The following is a 15,475-nucleotide window of genomic DNA, read 5'->3' as shown; positions in this document are numbered from 1 at the left end:
AACAATGGAACGCATAGCCGGGCCCGATCAGTTCATCGCAGCCGGAATGTCGAAGCCCTGCTCCCAATGGCCATCCTTGGTGTCGGAAGCAACGACCTTCAGCGGCTCTTTCCCGTTCGGGACGAAGGAGAAAGTGATGACCGGATTGGTGGAGAGCGAGATATCGGCTTCGAGGTCGAACACCTTGGCATTGCCCGAGGACACGGACATCTTGTTGATGTAGCGCGGCGGCGTGAAGTATTGCGTTATCGGGTTCTTCTGCATTCCGTTGAAATTGGGATGACGGATCATCAGCGTCGCCTCTACCGGCTTGCCAGCCGTGGCGTCCTCACCGAACTTCATCCGCATCTCGCCCATGCCGGCCATGGCCTTCTCGTCGCTCGCCGCAACCGGCGCCGAGCAGCCGCCGGAGGCCTTCACGAAGGCGGCCGTCTCGAACAGCTTGCCGTCCTTGGTCTCCGCCACGGCATGAACATTCGTGTAGGTATCGACCCGCACGCGCAACTGCACCGATCCGGCGTCGGCCGCAGGACCGAAGGTGAATTTGGCCGCGAAAGGCGCCGGGTTGTCGTCGATGACCAGATAGACCGACTTGATCTCATTCTTTTCGGGCATCGTCAGCGTGATCGGCACGAGCGCGGCATCCTGCGCGCGCTTGGGCGCGTCGAGCTTGATCAGCGTTTCGGTGGGCTCGACCTTGCGGTCGCCAAACAGATACTGAGCGATCTGGTTCCAGCGTTCCTGCCGCTCAGGCTCCATGTTGGCCGGCTCCGAGGCCGACGCTCCTGTGAGCGGCACCGCGGCAAGGACGGCAAGGCATATGGCAAGCGGCAGAATCTTCATGGTCTCCTCCTCGTCGGCCTACTCCCACTCAAGCTCCTTGTAAGCCTGGATGACATTGCGCTCATTGTAATCGTCGAAGAGCACCCAGCGGTTCCGCTCCGATTGAGCGACCGAGCGGGCGGCATCCTCGATCGAAACGCCCGAGGCTATCGCCTTGCGCGTGCCGTCGCTCAAGGCGTGCAAGTAACGCTCCAAGTCGGACATGGCGGGAGCCACATCCACGATCGGCGGGCCGTGGCCGGGCACGGCCCGAGACGCGCCGAGCGCCTTGAGCTTGTCGAGTTCGGAGAGCCAGCCCGGCAAGCTGCCGTCAAGCGAAGGAACCCGGTTTACGAAGAGCAGGTCGGCCGGGAAGAGCACCCCGGTCTCGACATCCAGCATCGACAGATCGCAATCCGTGTGGGCCGTCGCGTGCGCGCTCAGCCGGACGATACGGCCTCCCAGGTCGATTTCCGCGCCATCCTTCACCTCCTGGGTGGGATAGACGACATTGCCTGCGCCCTCGGCGCCGAGGATCTCCGTAAGCCGCTTCCGGTAGAACTCGCCGCGCGCCTCCAACGCCGACCGCAGCGCGTGGTGTCCGACAAAGGCCGGCCGGTCCTCCGCGAAGGCGGCTGCGCCGAAGGAATGATCGGGGTGAACGTGGGTGATCAGCACATGACGGATTGGCCTATCCGTCCGCTTCCTGATCTCGGCTCTCAGCCACTCGCCATCCGTGAGGCTGCCGCCAGAATCGGTGACCAGCACGCTATCGCGCCCGACGATGAAGCCGATATTGGCGATGCCTCCATGGTTGGCGGCGGCGGCTTCCTCGTGCGGGGCTGCGCGAATGAAAATGCCGGGGCACACCTCCGTCATGGTCGCGGCGGCGATGCTGCTCGGCAAACAGCACAGGCAGAATCCGCCAATCAGCGCCGCGCGCCGTGAGATCGGAAGAGCCGATGCGGCCCCGATACGGGGCTGGTCCGGCACATCGTGCGCCAAGGACGAAATATGCATATGTGCGTATAGCATGCCGGCTCGCAGCCGGCATATTGGCCAAAATGCCAACGGACGCTTGCAGCGAAATTTCGAACCGCTTGGAGCAGCTTGCGGTTGTTGCGCGGAAGTATAAAAGCGAAGTATGCCACGCAATCTGTCGAAATATACTATCCGCGAATGGTTCAGACTACGACCCTTGGTCGACCGCAAGAATCATGCTCGCTATCAGGTCCGGGAACAGATCGCGCTGGCAAAGCATGCCAGCCCGATGCGCTTTCCTCATCTCCGTACCCAGAACGTCCTGATTACGATCAGCTTCAACGATCCCCAGGTGATCGAATGGCAGATCAAGATGATCGCAAGAAATGTGTCGGGGGCCATCCAGGTTGTTGCGGACAACTCCACCGACCTGGCGGCAAGGGACGCCATTCGCGACATCTGCTCGGCGGCCGGTGTTGCTTTCGCAGCGGTGCCGGCCAATCCCTGGACAAGGCGAGAGCAGGATGGGGGTAAATCGCACGGCTATGCCTTGAATTGGGCCTGGAGGAACGTCGTTCTCGCGAACCGGCCTTCCATGGCCGGTTTTCTGGATCACGATATTTTCCCCACGGCAACGACAAACCCTTTCCGAATGCTGGATCGAGCCGCCGTCGCGGGGTTGGTTCGAAAAGCGCCGGATGAGCGCTGGTACTTGTGGCCGGGCTTCGCCTTTTTCAACTTGGGCCGATTGCCGACAGATCGGCTCAACTTCGGCAGGGATTGGCTCGACGGGTTCGATACTGGAGGTTTGAATTGGCATTGTCTGTACCGAGCACTCGGCAACGAGGATCTGTGCGCGGCCGACTATGAACGGACCGCGGTCGCCGCCGACGTGGCGATGGACGAGGCGCTTTTCGAGCGAATTGACGGTTGGCTTCATGAAAGCCGCTTCACGACCGACATCGACATGGCGCCGGCGCGCCGCCAGCAGTTGCTTGAGCTCAAGCGGCGCAGCATCCTGCATACCTTGATGGCACTGCCCGCATAATTCGGCTGCTCCAGGCGGTCAGGGTAACTGTACTGATCGATCAGTTCACGTTATCGACCAATCAACGGGGGCAGATTTTCGATGCACGAGACATCATTCGTAAAAGCCAAAATATTTTTGCAAACCTATGGAGACGAGTTCGCCCAAACTGGCGTGCGCGTTCTGGAAATCGGCTCAAAATCCTACGATGCCCAAAATACTTATCAGCCGTTATTTCCTCACCCCAGATTTGCTTACACCGGCCTCGATATCGAGCCGGGCAACAACGTGGACATCGTTCCGATGAACACCTTCGTCTGGCCCGAAATCGCGGATTGCTCTTTCGATCTTTGTCTGTCCGCATCCACCTTTGAGCACAATCCGTTCTTTTGGGTCACATTCGCAGAAATCGCGCGCGTAACTAAGCCGGGCGGTCTGGCGCTCATCATCGCGCCGGGGGCAGGCCATGTGCACCGCTATCCGTATGACTGCTGGCGGTTCTATCCGGATTCGTGGGGCGCTCTTTGCTCCCTGACCGGCATGGAACTGGTGGAAAGCTACTTTGAGACCGACAAGATCGCAGCCGCAAACCCTGAAAACTTTTGGCGGGACAGTGYCGTGGTGGCTCGCAAACCAAAGCTTTCAGGGGTGGATCTGGACGCGTTTCATTCCCGCCTCCAGAAAATCGTGTCACTTTTCGTCGACGAGAGGCCACCGTCGCAGATTGCGCCCGAGCGGCACGGCAAATGGGTCGAGGCCTATGAGCACTTCATGCAGCGGAAATACCCCATGACGCTCAGTCGAATGATCAGCAAGGCCATCAGACGACCGAGCAAGATTTACAGGCGCGTCTGATTTGTACCCCTGCTGATCTGGCAAGGCCGAGACCTAGCGCCAAGTGGAGCCGGCAGTGTCTGAGGCCTGCTAACTCTTAGCGCGGGGGTCTTGCGCCGCGGCGCAAGACCCGTTCGGAGCAGCATGGGATTGACGCCGCTACAGCCAGATATTGATCCAGTAGCGCTCGCGCCAGCAACGACGGCGCCAGCGGCCATGACGCCAGACGCGGCGGCAGACATGCCTCCAGCCACGCCGACGGCGACGCCGGCGGTGGCGCCAGCGCCAATGTCCGTAGCCTCCGTGATGGTGACGATGGTGGGAGATCAGTTCCACCTCGGCCTGATCGTCGTCCCCCTCGAACGCAGCCATATCCGGCTTGTCGAGCTCGTCCAGAATTCCGTTGCCGGCCGGAATACCGGCAACAGCCCTGCTGGGTCCGGCCAGGCTTGCCAGTGCCGCCGCCCCCGCAACGCCAAGCATTCCAGTCAGAAACAATCGACGTTCCATCAAAACCTCCCGAGCTGTTGAGCATCGGCGGCTCTTCCCTCACCCGCAACGGGCTCCAGCGAGCGACCGATCGGTTTGAACGTACAAGTAGCATTCTCGTTCCATTACCCCACTTCGCGCAAGATGAAGTCGTGCAACATTTTCGCGGCGGGAGAGAGAACGCGATTCTTGACCGTGATCAGGCTGTAGGGCCGGACCTCGATATCGAACTCGGTCTGGACGACGTCGATGGCGCCGGCCAGCCCGTCGGGGCCCTGGATGAACTTGGCGACCTGGATCGAGACCGGCGCGATCGCATCGGACTGCGCCACCATCACCAGGGTAAGCAGCAGCGAGGAGGTGTTGAGGATCCGGTCGGGCAGCGGAATGTCGCGGTTCAAGAAGTTGCTTTCCATCGCCTGGCGCAGCGGCGAGCCGCCGGACTGGAACACCCAGTCATAGCCCGCCGTCTCCTCCAGCCGCACCGTCCTGCCGCTCGCCAGCGGGTGGCCGCGGCGCACGATGAGACAGGCCTTCTCGACGCCGATGACGCGCGATTCGAAGAGCCGCGGATTGAGGTCGTCGGGGATGCGGGCGATGATGAAGTCGTGGCGCGAAGCGATCAATTCGCGGGCGAGCACGTTCGAGGTCTCGACCTGCATGGTGATCTCGATGCGCGGGTAGATGCGGCGGATCTCGCGGATCGCCGGCACGGCCAGTTCGATTGCCGGCGCCGTCACCGCGCCGAGGAACACCGAGCCGCCCTTGCCGGCCTTGAGCTCGGAAATCTCGCGATCGGCCTCCCGCATCTCGAGCAGAATCGAGCGGGCGCGGCGGGCGAGCGCGTGGCCGTAAGGGGTCAGCGTCACGCCGCGCGGCAGCCGCTCGCACAACTTAACGTCGAGCACCGCCTCCATCTCGGCGATCATGCGCGAGGCGGCCGGCTGGGAGATGTTCATGACCTGGGCGGCGGCGCTCACCCGTCCGTGATCGTCCAGCACGGTGATCATGCGCATGTGGCGGAGGCTGAGGCCGCTGCGCTGCAGCGTCTCGCCGTCTCCCGGCAGTTTCTCGTAACTCACTGAAATCGCACTAGGATCGCGCAATGCCGCCATGGAGTGAAGCCTCTCAGCCGGGTTTCCATCTGCCGTCTAAGCTATACCAGTTTTGATATAGCAACCAGCAAAGATCGCATTTGACAGTTATGTCAAAGGGACCCACCCTTCGTGCGTTCCGAGGCGCAGGGGTCGGCCACGAGCAAATTCGTATCGATTGAAACTGCGTCGCGGAGCCGATTGGGAGGATACCGGAGATCGATAAAGCCGACAGTGGCGCGCCAGCGCACCTGCTCGACTGCGCGGCCCGCGAAGCCCCGAGGTGTCGCGTCCATCAACCAGGGAGAGTAATCGTGAAGATCATCAAGACGCTGGCCGCCGTGGCGGCCCTTGGCATTGCCGCCATGAGCTATTCGGCGCACGCCGCCGACAAGGGTCTCATCGGCGTGCTGATGCCGACCAAGACCTCGCAGCGCTGGATCAACGACGGCGACGCCGTCAAGTCCCAGCTCGAGAAGCTCGGCTACACCGTCGATCTGCAATACGCGCAGGACGACATCCCGAACCAGCTCAGCCAGTTGGAAAACGAAATCACCAAGGGCCCGAAGGCGCTGATCATCGCCTCGATCGACGGCACCACCATGGCCGACGCGCTGCAGAAGGCCAACGACGCGGGCGTCGTCGTCGTCGCCTATGACCGCCTGATCAAAAAGACCCCGAATGTCGACTACTACACCACCTTCGACAATTTCGGCGTCGGCGTGATCCAGGCGAATTCGCTGGTCAAGGGCCTCAAGGAGCGCTTCCCGAACACCAAGCCGTGGAACGTCGAGCTGTTCGGCGGCTCGCCGGACGACAACAACGCCTTCTTCTTCTACAACGGCGCCATGTCGGTCCTGCAGCCGCTGATCGATGACGGCTCGATCAAGATCAAGTCCGGCCAGATGGGCATGGACAAGGTCGGCACGCTGCGCTGGCTCGCCGCCACCGCGCAGGCGCGCATGGACAATCTGCTTTCGGCCAACTACTCGGACGGCAGCCGCGTCGACGGTGTTCTGTCGCCTTATGACGGCCTATCGCGCGGCATCACCGCCTCGCTGCGCGCCGTCGGCTACGGCACGGATGCCCAGCCCTGGCCGATCGTGACCGGCCAGGACGCCGAGACCGCCTCGGTCAAGCTGATCATCTCGGGCGAGCAGTATTCGACGGTGTTCAAGGACACCCGCGAGCTGGCCAAGTCGACCGTGGAACTGGTCGACAAGGTGCTCTCCGGCGGCAAGCCTGAGGGCCTCGACACCAAGACCTACAACAACGACGTCAAGGTCGTTCCCTCGATCCTCCTGACGCCGGTTGAGGTCGACAAGTCGAACTATCAGAAGCTGGTCGTCGACTCCGGCTACATCAAGGCCGAAGAGCTGAAGTAATTCAGTCTTACAGGAAGGGGTCCTGCGCGGCCGCAGGACCCCTTTTCGTTCAGAACCGACCCCGGTATTGTTTTTGCCGATTTCTGCAGCATCACGCGCCGATCCGGAACGCGAAGCCGCCTGCAGTATGTTGATTTTGCGCATGGGCCTTTTCCACAATCGATGCCGATTTGGGAGCCGTGCGCCAGGGAGCAGATCCTGATGGCCTCGACGATTTTGGAGATGCGCGACATCACCAAGACGTTCCCCGGCGTGAAGGCGTTGTCCAACGTCAATCTCAGCGTCGAGGAAGGTGAGATCCACGCCATCGTCGGCGAAAACGGCGCCGGCAAGTCGACCCTGATGAAGGTGCTGTCGGGCGTCTATCCGTCCGGCACGTATGAGGGCCAGATCATCTTCCGCGGCCAGGAATGCAACTTCAAAGGCATCCACGACAGCGAGCATATCGGCATCGTCATCATCCACCAGGAGCTTGCCCTGGTGCCGATGCTGTCGATCACGGAAAACATCTTCCTCGGCAATGAGCATGCCAGCTACGGCGTCATCGACTGGGACGCCAACGAGGCGCGCACGGCCGCCCTACTCAAGAAAGTCGGGCTCAACGAGGACCCCAAGACGCTGATCACAAATATCGGCGTCGGCAAGCAGCAGCTGGTCGAGATCGCCAAGGCGCTCAGCAAGGAAGTGAAGCTCCTGATCCTTGACGAGCCGACGGCATCGCTCAGCGAAAAGGAYAGCCAGGCGCTGCTCGACCTGCTGCTCGAGTTCAAGCGCCAGGGCATGACCTCGATCCTGATCTCGCACAAGCTCAACGAGGTGAACCGTGTCGCCGACAAGGTGACGGTGATCCGCGACGGGCGCACCATCGAGACCTTGCCGAGGAAGGACATCTCGGAAGACCGCATCATCACCTCGATGGTCGGCCGTTCCCTCGACGATCGCTACCCTCCGCGCGAGCCGCAGATCGGCGAGGTCATCTTCGAGGTGAAGGACTGGTCGGTCTACCACCCCATCCACGCCGAGCGGCAGGTGATCAAGAACGTCAACCTCAATGTCCGCAAGGGCGAGGTGGTGGGCATTGCCGGGCTGATGGGCGCCGGCCGCACCGAATTCGCGATGAGCCTGTTCGGCCGCTCCTATGGCCGGCATATCACCGGTGAGGTGTCGCTGCACGGCAAGCCGCTCGACCTCTCGTCGGTAAGCAAGGCGGTGGAGAACCGCATCGCCTATGTCACTGAGGACCGCAAGACCTACGGCCTCAACCTCATCGACCACATCAAGCACAATGTGACATTGGCCAACCTTTCCGGCGTCTCCAGCCGCGGCGTCATCGACGACATGCGCGAGATGAGCGTCGCCAACGACTATCGCAAGAAGACCAACATCCGCGCCTCCAGCGTCTATCAGCTGACCGGCAACCTGTCGGGCGGCAACCAGCAGAAGGTCGTGCTGTCGAAATGGCTGTTCGCCGATCCGGAAGTTTTGATCCTCGACGAGCCGACCCGCGGCATTGACGTGGGCGCCAAGTACGAAATCTATACGATCATCGCGCGCCTCGCCGCCGAGGGCAAAGCGATCATCGTCATCTCGTCGGAAATGCCTGAACTGCTCGGCATCACCGATCGCATCTATGTGATGAACGAAGGACGCATCGTCGGCGAAATGGCGGCAAGCGACGCCAGCCAGGAAAAAATCATGCGCGCCATCGTTCGGGGAGAAGGAAAAAAAGCATCATGAGCACAGAAAGCGCTCCCGCACCGCAAAGCGGCACGGCCGAAGACGTCAAGCAGGGTCCGCGCATCGCCGTCTCGGCGCTGACGACGAACCTGCGCGAATACGGCCTGATCATCGCGCTCATCGTCATCATGCTGTTCTTCCAGTACACGACGTCGGGCACGCTGTTCAAACCGGTCAACCTCTCGAATCTGGTGCAGCAGAACTCGTTCATCATCGTGATGGCGCTCGGCATGCTGCTGGTCATCGTCGCCGGCTATATCGACCTCAGCGTGGGATCGGTCGCAGGCTTCATCGGCGCGCTTGCGGCGATGATGATGGTGATCTGGCCGCTCGGCATATTCTCGAATCCGCTGGTGGTGTCGATCGTCTGCCTGATCGTCGGCGCGCTGATCGGCGCGGCGCAAGGATACTGGATCGCCTATCACAAGATACCGAGCTTCATCGTGACGCTGGCCGGCATGCTGATCTTCCGCGGCATCTGCCAGGCGTTGCTTGGCGGCGGCTCCTCGGTCGGCCCGCTGCCGGACAGCTTCAAGGCGCTGAGTTCGGGCTTCATCCCGGACGTCATCGGCCCGCTGACGTTGATCCCGCCGACGGTCAATGCCGCCGGCAAAACCATCGTCGGCAGCGGACTGACGCTGCATATGACGACGATCGTGCTCGGGCTGATCGCGGTGCTTGCCTATGCCTATTTCGGCTTCCGGACGCGGCGCAAGCGCGAGCGTCACGGCTATGAGGCGGAGCCCTTCCCGCTGTTCGTCATCAAGACGCTGGTCGGCAGCGCGCTGGCCCTGTTCCTGGTCTTCCAGTTCGCCAGCTACAGGGGCCTGCCGGTCGTATTGCTGGTGATGGGTGTGCTGATCTCGCTGTTCGTCTTCGTCACCAAGCGCATGACCATCGGCCGCCGCATCTACGCCATGGGCGGCAACGCCAAGGCCGCGCAGCTCTCGGGCATCAACACCGAGAGGCTGACGCTGCTCGTCTTCATCAACATGGGCGTGCTCTCGGCGCTGGGCGGCCTGATCATTGCGGCCCGCCTCGGCCAGGCCGTGCCGGCCGCCGGTCTCGGCAGCGAGCTCGACGTCATCGCTGCCGTCTTCATCGGCGGCGCCTCGGCAATGGGCGGCGTCGGCCAGGTGATCGGCGCCGTGGTCGGCGGCTTCATCATGGGCGTGATGAACAACGGCATGTCGATCATGGGCGTCAATGTCGACTGGCAGCAGGTGGTCAAGGGCCTGGTGCTGCTCGGCGCGGTCATCTTCGACGTCTACAACAAGAACAAGGCTTAAGGGCCGGAAGCGAATTTAAGGAGGCATACGGGTTTCAGATCGCGAAGCTGCCGGCAACCCGTCGGCGTCAAGAAGTCCCGACAAGGACCAGGCTCGCGAGCGCAATCCGGACGAAGAATTTCAACCGTGGCGGGGGTCGCTCCACGCCGCGCCGGGTAAGGCTTGCCGGCAGGCGGCCGACAAAATGAGAGAGGATTCGAAACATGCTGATCTCCCAGATCCTCGACGACGCCGAGACGATCCGCGTCGTCGCCCGCAACGGCGGCGGCAAGACCAGGATCATCAACGGCGCGCGCAGCGTCTATTCGCTGGCGATGGAGGCCGCGCGCACCGGCACAGGGCTCGAAGCGCTGATCGAGCGCAAGGGCTATGGCGAGACGGTCGATCTTGATGCCGCCTATAAGAGAAGCAGGCTGGTCTCGCCGATCAACCATCCGGACCCGGCGCATCTGCACCTCACCGGCACAGGGCTGACGCATCTCGGGTCCGCGGCGACGCGCGATTCCATGCACAAGAAGCTAAGCGAGGGCGGCGAGGAGGAGCTCACCGATTCCATGAAGATGTTCCGCATGGGTCTCGAAGGCGGCAAGCCGGCCAAGGGCCAGGTCGGCGTGCAGCCGGAATGGTTCTACAAGGGCAACGGCACGATGGCGGTGGCGCCCGGCGCGCCGCTGATGTCGCCCGCCTTCGCGCAGGACGGCGGCGAGGAGCCGGAGATCGCCGGCATCTATGTCATCGGCGACGACGGCGCTCCGTTCCGCGTYGGCTTCACGCTGTCGAACGAGTTCTCCGACCACGTCACCGAGCGGGTGAACTATCTGTTCCTTGCCCATTCGAAACTGCGCAATGCCTCGTTCGGCCCCGAGATCCTGATCGGCGACCTGCCGGCCGATATCCGCGGCGCATCGCGCATCTGGCGCGACGGCAAGCTTTTGTGGGAAAAACCGTTCCTGTCGGGCGAAGCGAACATGTCGCACACCATCGCCAATCTCGAGCACCACCACTTCAAATACTCGGCCTTCCGCCAGCCCGGCGACGTGCATGTGCACATGTTCGGCACCGCGACCCTCTCCTTCGCCGACGGCATCCGGACCGAGGCCGGCGATACGTTCGAGATCGAAGCGCCGGATTTCGGCCTGCCGCTGCGCAACCCGCTGGAGATCGAAAAGCCGGTCAAGGTGGCGGTCAAGGCGTTGTGAGACGAGCTACGAGAGCGTGATCTCCCCCCTCGAGGGGGAGATGGCCGGCAGGCCAGAAGGGGTCGTCTCACGTAAAGTGCCAACTCCTTGCGAAGGCGAGCAATAGGTTGGCGCCTCACGCGCGGCGACCCCCTCTGTCGCCTTCGGCGACATCTCCCCCTCGAGGGGGGAGATTGGCGGCCTCACCGCGCTGCTTTGAAATGCTTGGAGAGCTTCAGGCCCTGCGCCTGGTAGTTCGAGCCGAGATCGGTGCCGTAGAGCGCCTGTGGGCGCTTCAGCATATGCTCGTAGACGAGACGGCCGACGATCTGGCCGTGGTCGAGGATGAAAGGCACCTCGTGGCTGCGCACTTCGAGCACGGCGCGGCTGCCGCTGCCGCCGGCGGCGGAATGGCCGAAGCCCGGATCGAAGAAGCCGGCATAGTGGACGCGGAACTCGCCGACCAGCGGATCGAAGGGCGTCATCTCGGCGGCGTAGAGCGGCGGCACATGCACCGCCTCGCGGCTAACCAAGATGTAGAATTCGTCTGGATCGAGCACCAGCTCGCCGGCGCCGCTCTTGTAGATCGGCTCCCAGAAATCGACGACGTCCTGCGCTGCGCGCTTGTCGACGTCGACAAGGCCGGTGTGGTGCTTGCCGCGATAGCCGACGAGGCCATCCTTGTCGCCGTCGAGGTCGATGGAGAGCGCGATGCCGCCGCCGGAAATGTTGGGCGGCTCGGTAGCGACCAGCATCTCGGCGCGGTGGAGGTCGCGCAGCTCGTTCTCCGAGAGCACCGCGTTGCCGATGCGGAAGCGTATCTGCGACAGGCGCGAGCCGGCCCGCACGACGATCGGGAAGGTGCGCGGGCTGACTTCGAGATACAGCGGCCCGTGATAGCCGGCGGCGATTTTGTCGAACTCGTGGCCGCGATCGGTCATCACCCGGGTGAAGATGTCGAGACGCCCGGTCGAGCTCTTGGGATTGGCGGAAGCGGACACATTCGCCGGCAGCGCCAGGCTTTCGAGCAGCGGCACGATGTAGACGCAGCCGGTCTCCAGCACCGCGCCCCCGGTGAGGTCGATCTCGTGGAGCTTCAGCCGCTCGAGCTTGTCGGCGACCAGATGATCGGGACCGGGCAGGAAGGAGGCGCGCACGCGAAACGCCTTGTCGCCGAGCCTCAGATCAAGGCTGGCCGGCTGGATCTGGTTGGCGTCCAGCGCGCGCGGCGACGTCAGCGCGTTCGCCTCGAAGAGCGCCGCGATGTCCTGATCCGGAAGAATGCCTGTCTGCCGCAAAGGCTGGCTCCGTTGAGGCCGGTCTCTTTGTGGCAGGTTCTTGCCGCAAAACCGCTGGACACTTTTGCGGAACCTGCCTGGTACAAACCTCTTAATGAAGCCGGCAATTGACGCAAGCGCGGCGCTCATTTAAAGGGTCGTTATCCCGTGGTGATTTGGCCGGTCGGCTTGCAGCCACGTTAAACAAGTCGCTAAAGGACCGTCGAGCCGCAAGGCTATATGGACCGGTTGCGACTTTCGCGGCCGGTTTTTTTGTGTCTGGAAGCAGGGCTATGAGCACCAAGAAGCGCAATTGGAAACCTCAGACGGCACTCGTGCATGGCGGAACGCTGCGATCGCAATATGGCGAGACCGCCGAGGCGATGTATCTCACCCAGGGCTATGTCTACGAGACGGCGCAAGCGGCCGAAGCCCGCTTCAAGGGCGAAGAGCCTGGCTTCATCTATTCGCGCTACGCCAACCCGACCGTCGACATGTTCGAAAAGCGCATGTGCGCGCTGGAAGGCGCCGAGGATGCCCGCGCCACCGCGTCCGGCATGGCGGCCGTTTCCGCCGCCCTGCTCTGCAGCGTCAAGGCGGGCGACCATATCGTCGCCGCACGCGCGCTGTTCGGCTCCTGTCGCTGGGTGGTCGAGACGCTGGCGCCGCGCTACGGCATCCAGGCGACGCTGATCGACGGCACCGACATAGCCAATTGGGAAAAGGCGGTAAGGCCGAACACCAAGCTGTTCTTCCTGGAAAGCCCGACCAACCCGACGCTGGAGGTGGTCGACATTGCCGCGGTCGCCAAGCTCGCCAATTCGATCGGCGCGCGAGTCATCGTCGACAATGTCTTCGCCACGCCGCTGCAGCAGAAGCCGTTGCAGCTCGGCGCGCATATCGTGGTCTATTCGGCGACCAAGCACATAGACGGCCAGGGCCGCTGTCTCGGCGGCGTCATCCTGTCCGACAAGAAGTGGATCGACGAGAACCTGCACGACTATTTCCGCCACACCGGCCCGAGCCTGTCGCCCTTCAACGCCTGGACCCTGCTGAAAGGCCTGGAGACGCTGCCGCTGCGCGTGCGCCAGCAGACCGAGAGCGCCGGCAAGATCGCCGATTTCCTCGCCGGCCGCCCGGAGATCGCCCGCCTCATCTATCCGGGCCGCGCCGATCATCCGCAGGCGGATGTCGTGAAGAAGCAGATGTCTGGCGGCTCGACGCTGATCTGCCTCGACGTCAAGGGCGGCAAGCAGGCGGCCTTCGCCTTCCAGAACGCGCTCGACATCGTGCTGATCTCCAACAATCTCGGCGACGCCAAGAGCCTGATCACCCATCCCGCAACCACGACGCACAAGAACCTGAGCGACGAGGCCCGCGCCGAACTCGGCATCGGGCCCGGCACGCTCAGGCTCTCCGTCGGTCTGGAGGACACCGACGATCTGCTGACCGACATCGAAGAGGCGCTGAAAGCGGCCAAATAGGAAGCCGCGACCCAAATTTCAGGCGAGCTCTTCCAGCTCGGTCATGGCCTTGGTGCGGATGGTCATGGCATTGCCGCGCCATTCGACGGCGCCGCCGAACCAGGCGCGCGCCCAGATGGCGGGCAGCAGGACGTCGCGCACGATCATCGCGGTGACGCTGCGCGGCGACAGGTACCAACTCTTGGCAGAGGCCAGCAGGCACTCCGGCAGATAAGCGATCGCCAGCACGCACAAGGCCGTTGTGGGCAGGCTGATGCCGGCCCCTGCGGCGGCAATCAGCGCCAGCAGCAGCGGCGTCGCCGCGCCGGTCAGGATCTCCGGCGCAAAGAAGAGCGGGAACGTCACCCGGCGTAGCCGCGCCCAGCGCGTCTGCCGCGACCAGATCTCGGCGAAGCTGCGCTGGCCGAGCGGCTGCTCGAAAGGCGAGGCGACGAGATTGACGCGCAAGCCCAGGCTGTTGACCAGCTTGGTGGCGGCCGCGTCCTCGGCGATCTCGGCGGCCAAAGCCTGGATGCCGCCATTGGTGTCCAGCATCGGCTTGTTCCACAACATGCTCTTGCCTTGGGCGAAGCCGAGGCCGAGCGCCTCGCCGGCATATTGCCAGCGCGCCTGCAGCGTGTTGAGGAAGGCGCACTCGACTTCGGCCCAAAAACCGTCCGGCCGCGAGCCGATCGGCGTCGAGCAGACAAGGCCGGTGTCCGGCCGCCAGGCCGCCATCAGGTGCTGCACATAGTCCTTCGGCATCAAGACGTTGGAATCGGCGAGGATCACCCAATCGTGCCGCGCCGCCCGCCAGCCCTTGACGCAGTTGTTGAGCTTGGGATTGGCGCTGACGCGGTCGTCGCCGATCAGGAGCCGCGCCGGAACCTTGGGGTGGCGCACGATCGCCGCATCGATGAGCCTCACCACCGGGTCCTCGGCATGCGCGACGCAGAAGATCAGCTCATAGCCCGGCCAGTCGAGCGAGAAGGCGCGCTCCAGGGTCTCCTGCGTGAACGGCTCGACGCCGCGCGACGGCACGATGATCGAGACCGGCTGCGGGCCGTCAGGCGCCGCAATGACATGGCGCCGTTTCAGCCGCGAGGAGGCGAGCAGAATGCTGGCGAGATTGGACAGAAGAAGGGCTGACGAAGCCAGGCCGGCTGCGATAGTCAGTTCCATCGAGATCTGGTCACTCTATCTCTTTGCTTTCACGCAATTCCGGACGGAAAACCGCTCACACTTTCCTGGAATTGCTCTTGGCCGCAGCCAGCCATTCATCCGTTGCAGAGCGCCCGAGTCACCCCGCACGGTTTGTGCACACCAACATTGTCATGTGTCACTTAAATGACATTGTTTTTCGGCACGTGCGCTACAAGGCTGGCAGGATGGTCGGCGCTGCGTCCGTAACAGCGAAGCGCGACCAATGTTCCGCCGCGGCAACCGGAGTGGCCCATGTATCGCGCAGTGACGCGCAACATCGAAGTGCTGGTCAGGCCCTTCTATCTGGAGGACCGCTCCGATCCGTCCGAGAATCGCTATGTCTGGGGCTATCAGGTGACGATCGACAACCGCTCCGACGAATTCGTGCAGCTTTTGTCGCGCTACTGGCACATCACCGACGGCCAGGGCCGGGTCGAGGAGGTGCGCGGCGCCGGCGTCGTCGGCGATCAGCCGGAACTCAATCCCGGCGACAGCTATCAATACACGTCAGGCTGCCCGCTCTCGACGCCGTCGGGCATCATGGTCGGCCACTACACGATGCGCAACGGCCGCGGCGAGACGTTCGATATCGCCATTCCCGCCTTCTCGCTCGACATGCCGGGGACGAAGAGGACGGTGAATTAGAGAACTTGAGTTCCTCGCCCCCGCAAAGCGGGGAGAGGAACCGGAGCTTTC

Annotated in this window: 14 protein-coding genes and 1 riboswitch; of the genes, 8 read left to right on the top strand and 6 right to left on the bottom strand. The window is 62.9% G+C overall.

Annotated features, from left to right (window positions below):
* Positions 1-27 precede the first annotated feature (27 nt).
* Positions 28-843 carry a quinoprotein dehydrogenase-associated SoxYZ-like carrier gene (locus tag LCM4577_RS14435; protein WP_071033328.1) on the bottom strand — a complete coding sequence of 272 codons (816 nt, stop codon included), beginning with the start codon at positions 841-843 and terminating at the stop codon, positions 28-30.
* Between the two features lie 18 nt (positions 844-861).
* Entirely contained in the window at positions 862-1,827 is a 966-nt protein-coding gene (locus LCM4577_RS14430; RefSeq protein WP_244508324.1) for a quinoprotein relay system zinc metallohydrolase 2, read from the bottom strand.
* Positions 1,828-2,020: 193 nt separating this feature from the next.
* On the opposite strand from LCM4577_RS14430, the gene LCM4577_RS14425 reads away from it, so the two are divergent.
* Together LCM4577_RS14425 and LCM4577_RS14420 are read left to right on the top strand one after the other, a co-directional pair.
* A complete protein-coding gene (locus tag LCM4577_RS14425) occupies positions 2,021-2,851 on the top strand; it encodes a hypothetical protein (RefSeq protein WP_071071863.1) in 831 nt (276 codons plus the stop codon).
* Positions 2,852-2,932: 81 nt separating this feature from the next.
* Entirely contained in the window at positions 2,933-3,685 is a 753-nt protein-coding gene (locus LCM4577_RS14420; protein WP_071071861.1) for a methyltransferase domain-containing protein, read from the top strand.
* Between the two features lie 138 nt (positions 3,686-3,823).
* Here the strand turns inward: LCM4577_RS14420 and LCM4577_RS14415 are convergent, their stop codons facing one another.
* A complete protein-coding gene (locus LCM4577_RS14415) occupies positions 3,824-4,174 on the bottom strand; it encodes a hypothetical protein (protein WP_040986238.1) in 351 nt (116 codons plus the stop codon).
* Positions 4,175-4,278: 104 nt separating this feature from the next.
* Complete coding sequence (locus LCM4577_RS14410; protein WP_040985856.1) at positions 4,279-5,268, bottom strand: LysR family transcriptional regulator; 990 nt, start codon at positions 5,266-5,268, stop codon at positions 4,279-4,281.
* A gap of 293 nt (positions 5,269-5,561) precedes the next feature.
* Here LCM4577_RS14410 and chvE point away from each other — a divergent pair, with 293 nt between their 5' ends.
* The 4 genes from chvE to araD1 all read left to right on the top strand — a co-directional run bounded on the left by chvE (position 5,562) and on the right by araD1 (position 10,857).
* A complete protein-coding gene (gene chvE / locus LCM4577_RS14405) occupies positions 5,562-6,632 on the top strand; it encodes a multiple monosaccharide ABC transporter substrate-binding protein (RefSeq protein WP_040985857.1) in 1,071 nt (356 codons plus the stop codon).
* A 201-nt stretch (positions 6,633-6,833) separates the two neighbouring features.
* The gene (gene mmsA, locus LCM4577_RS14400; RefSeq protein WP_071071859.1) at positions 6,834-8,369 is read left to right on the top strand and encodes a multiple monosaccharide ABC transporter ATP-binding protein; all 1,536 of its coding nucleotides are present in this window, start codon (positions 6,834-6,836) and stop codon (positions 8,367-8,369) included.
* Positions 8,366-9,658: a multiple monosaccharide ABC transporter permease gene (mmsB, locus tag LCM4577_RS14395; protein WP_040985858.1), complete on the top strand. Its 1,293-nt coding sequence runs from the start codon at positions 8,366-8,368 to the stop codon at positions 9,656-9,658. Before mmsA ends, mmsB begins: the two co-directional genes overlap by 4 nt.
* A gap of 203 nt (positions 9,659-9,861) precedes the next feature.
* Positions 9,862-10,857 (top strand): AraD1 family protein, encoded by a 996-nt coding sequence (gene araD1 / locus LCM4577_RS14390; RefSeq protein ID WP_071071858.1) that lies wholly within the window; start codon positions 9,862-9,864, stop codon positions 10,855-10,857.
* Between the two features lie 182 nt (positions 10,858-11,039).
* Here the strand turns inward: araD1 and LCM4577_RS14385 are convergent, their stop codons facing one another.
* Positions 11,040-12,134: a 2'-deoxycytidine 5'-triphosphate deaminase gene (locus LCM4577_RS14385; protein ID WP_071071856.1), complete on the bottom strand. Its 1,095-nt coding sequence runs from the start codon at positions 12,132-12,134 to the stop codon at positions 11,040-11,042.
* 137 nt (positions 12,135-12,271) lie between these two features.
* Positions 12,272-12,349, top strand: a riboswitch (SAM riboswitch).
* A 57-nt stretch (positions 12,350-12,406) separates the two neighbouring features.
* On the opposite strand from LCM4577_RS14385, the gene LCM4577_RS14380 reads away from it, so the two are divergent.
* Positions 12,407-13,597 carry an O-succinylhomoserine sulfhydrylase gene (locus tag LCM4577_RS14380; protein ID WP_040985861.1) on the top strand — a complete coding sequence of 397 codons (1,191 nt, stop codon included), beginning with the start codon at positions 12,407-12,409 and terminating at the stop codon, positions 13,595-13,597.
* A gap of 18 nt (positions 13,598-13,615) precedes the next feature.
* On the opposite strand, the gene LCM4577_RS14375 is transcribed toward LCM4577_RS14380, so the two are convergent.
* Positions 13,616-14,758 carry a ceramide glucosyltransferase gene (locus LCM4577_RS14375; protein WP_071071854.1) on the bottom strand — a complete coding sequence of 381 codons (1,143 nt, stop codon included), beginning with the start codon at positions 14,756-14,758 and terminating at the stop codon, positions 13,616-13,618.
* A gap of 273 nt (positions 14,759-15,031) precedes the next feature.
* On the opposite strand from LCM4577_RS14375, the gene apaG reads away from it, so the two are divergent.
* A complete protein-coding gene (gene apaG / locus LCM4577_RS14370; protein ID WP_041001685.1) occupies positions 15,032-15,424 on the top strand; it encodes a Co2+/Mg2+ efflux protein ApaG in 393 nt (130 codons plus the stop codon).
* Positions 15,425-15,475: the final 51 nt, after the last annotated feature.

The organism is Mesorhizobium sp. LCM 4577, from assembly GCF_001854795.2.
GTDB classification, from domain to species: domain Bacteria; phylum Pseudomonadota; class Alphaproteobacteria; order Rhizobiales; family Rhizobiaceae; genus Mesorhizobium; species Mesorhizobium plurifarium.
This window is presented reverse-complemented; position numbering and strand designations above follow the sequence as displayed.

Excerpts from the sequence above, each read along its gene's own strand:
- mmsB (WP_040985858.1), top strand. The coding sequence starts at position 8,366 with ATGAGCACAGAAAGCGCTCCCGCACCGCAAAGCGGCACGGCCGAAGAC.
- apaG (WP_041001685.1), top strand. The coding sequence starts at position 15,032 with ATGTATCGCGCAGTGACGCGCAACATCGAAGTGCTGGTCAGGCCCTTC.
- LCM4577_RS14435 (WP_071033328.1), bottom strand. The coding sequence starts at position 843 with ATGAAGATTCTGCCGCTTGCCATATGCCTTGCCGTCCTTGCCGCGGTG.
- LCM4577_RS14410 (WP_040985856.1), bottom strand. The coding sequence starts at position 5,268 with ATGGCGGCATTGCGCGATCCTAGTGCGATTTCAGTGAGTTACGAGAAA.
- LCM4577_RS14415 (WP_040986238.1), bottom strand. The coding sequence starts at position 4,174 with ATGGAACGTCGATTGTTTCTGACTGGAATGCTTGGCGTTGCGGGGGCG.
- LCM4577_RS14380 (WP_040985861.1), top strand. The coding sequence starts at position 12,407 with ATGAGCACCAAGAAGCGCAATTGGAAACCTCAGACGGCACTCGTGCAT.
- LCM4577_RS14375 (WP_071071854.1), bottom strand. The coding sequence starts at position 14,758 with ATGGAACTGACTATCGCAGCCGGCCTGGCTTCGTCAGCCCTTCTTCTG.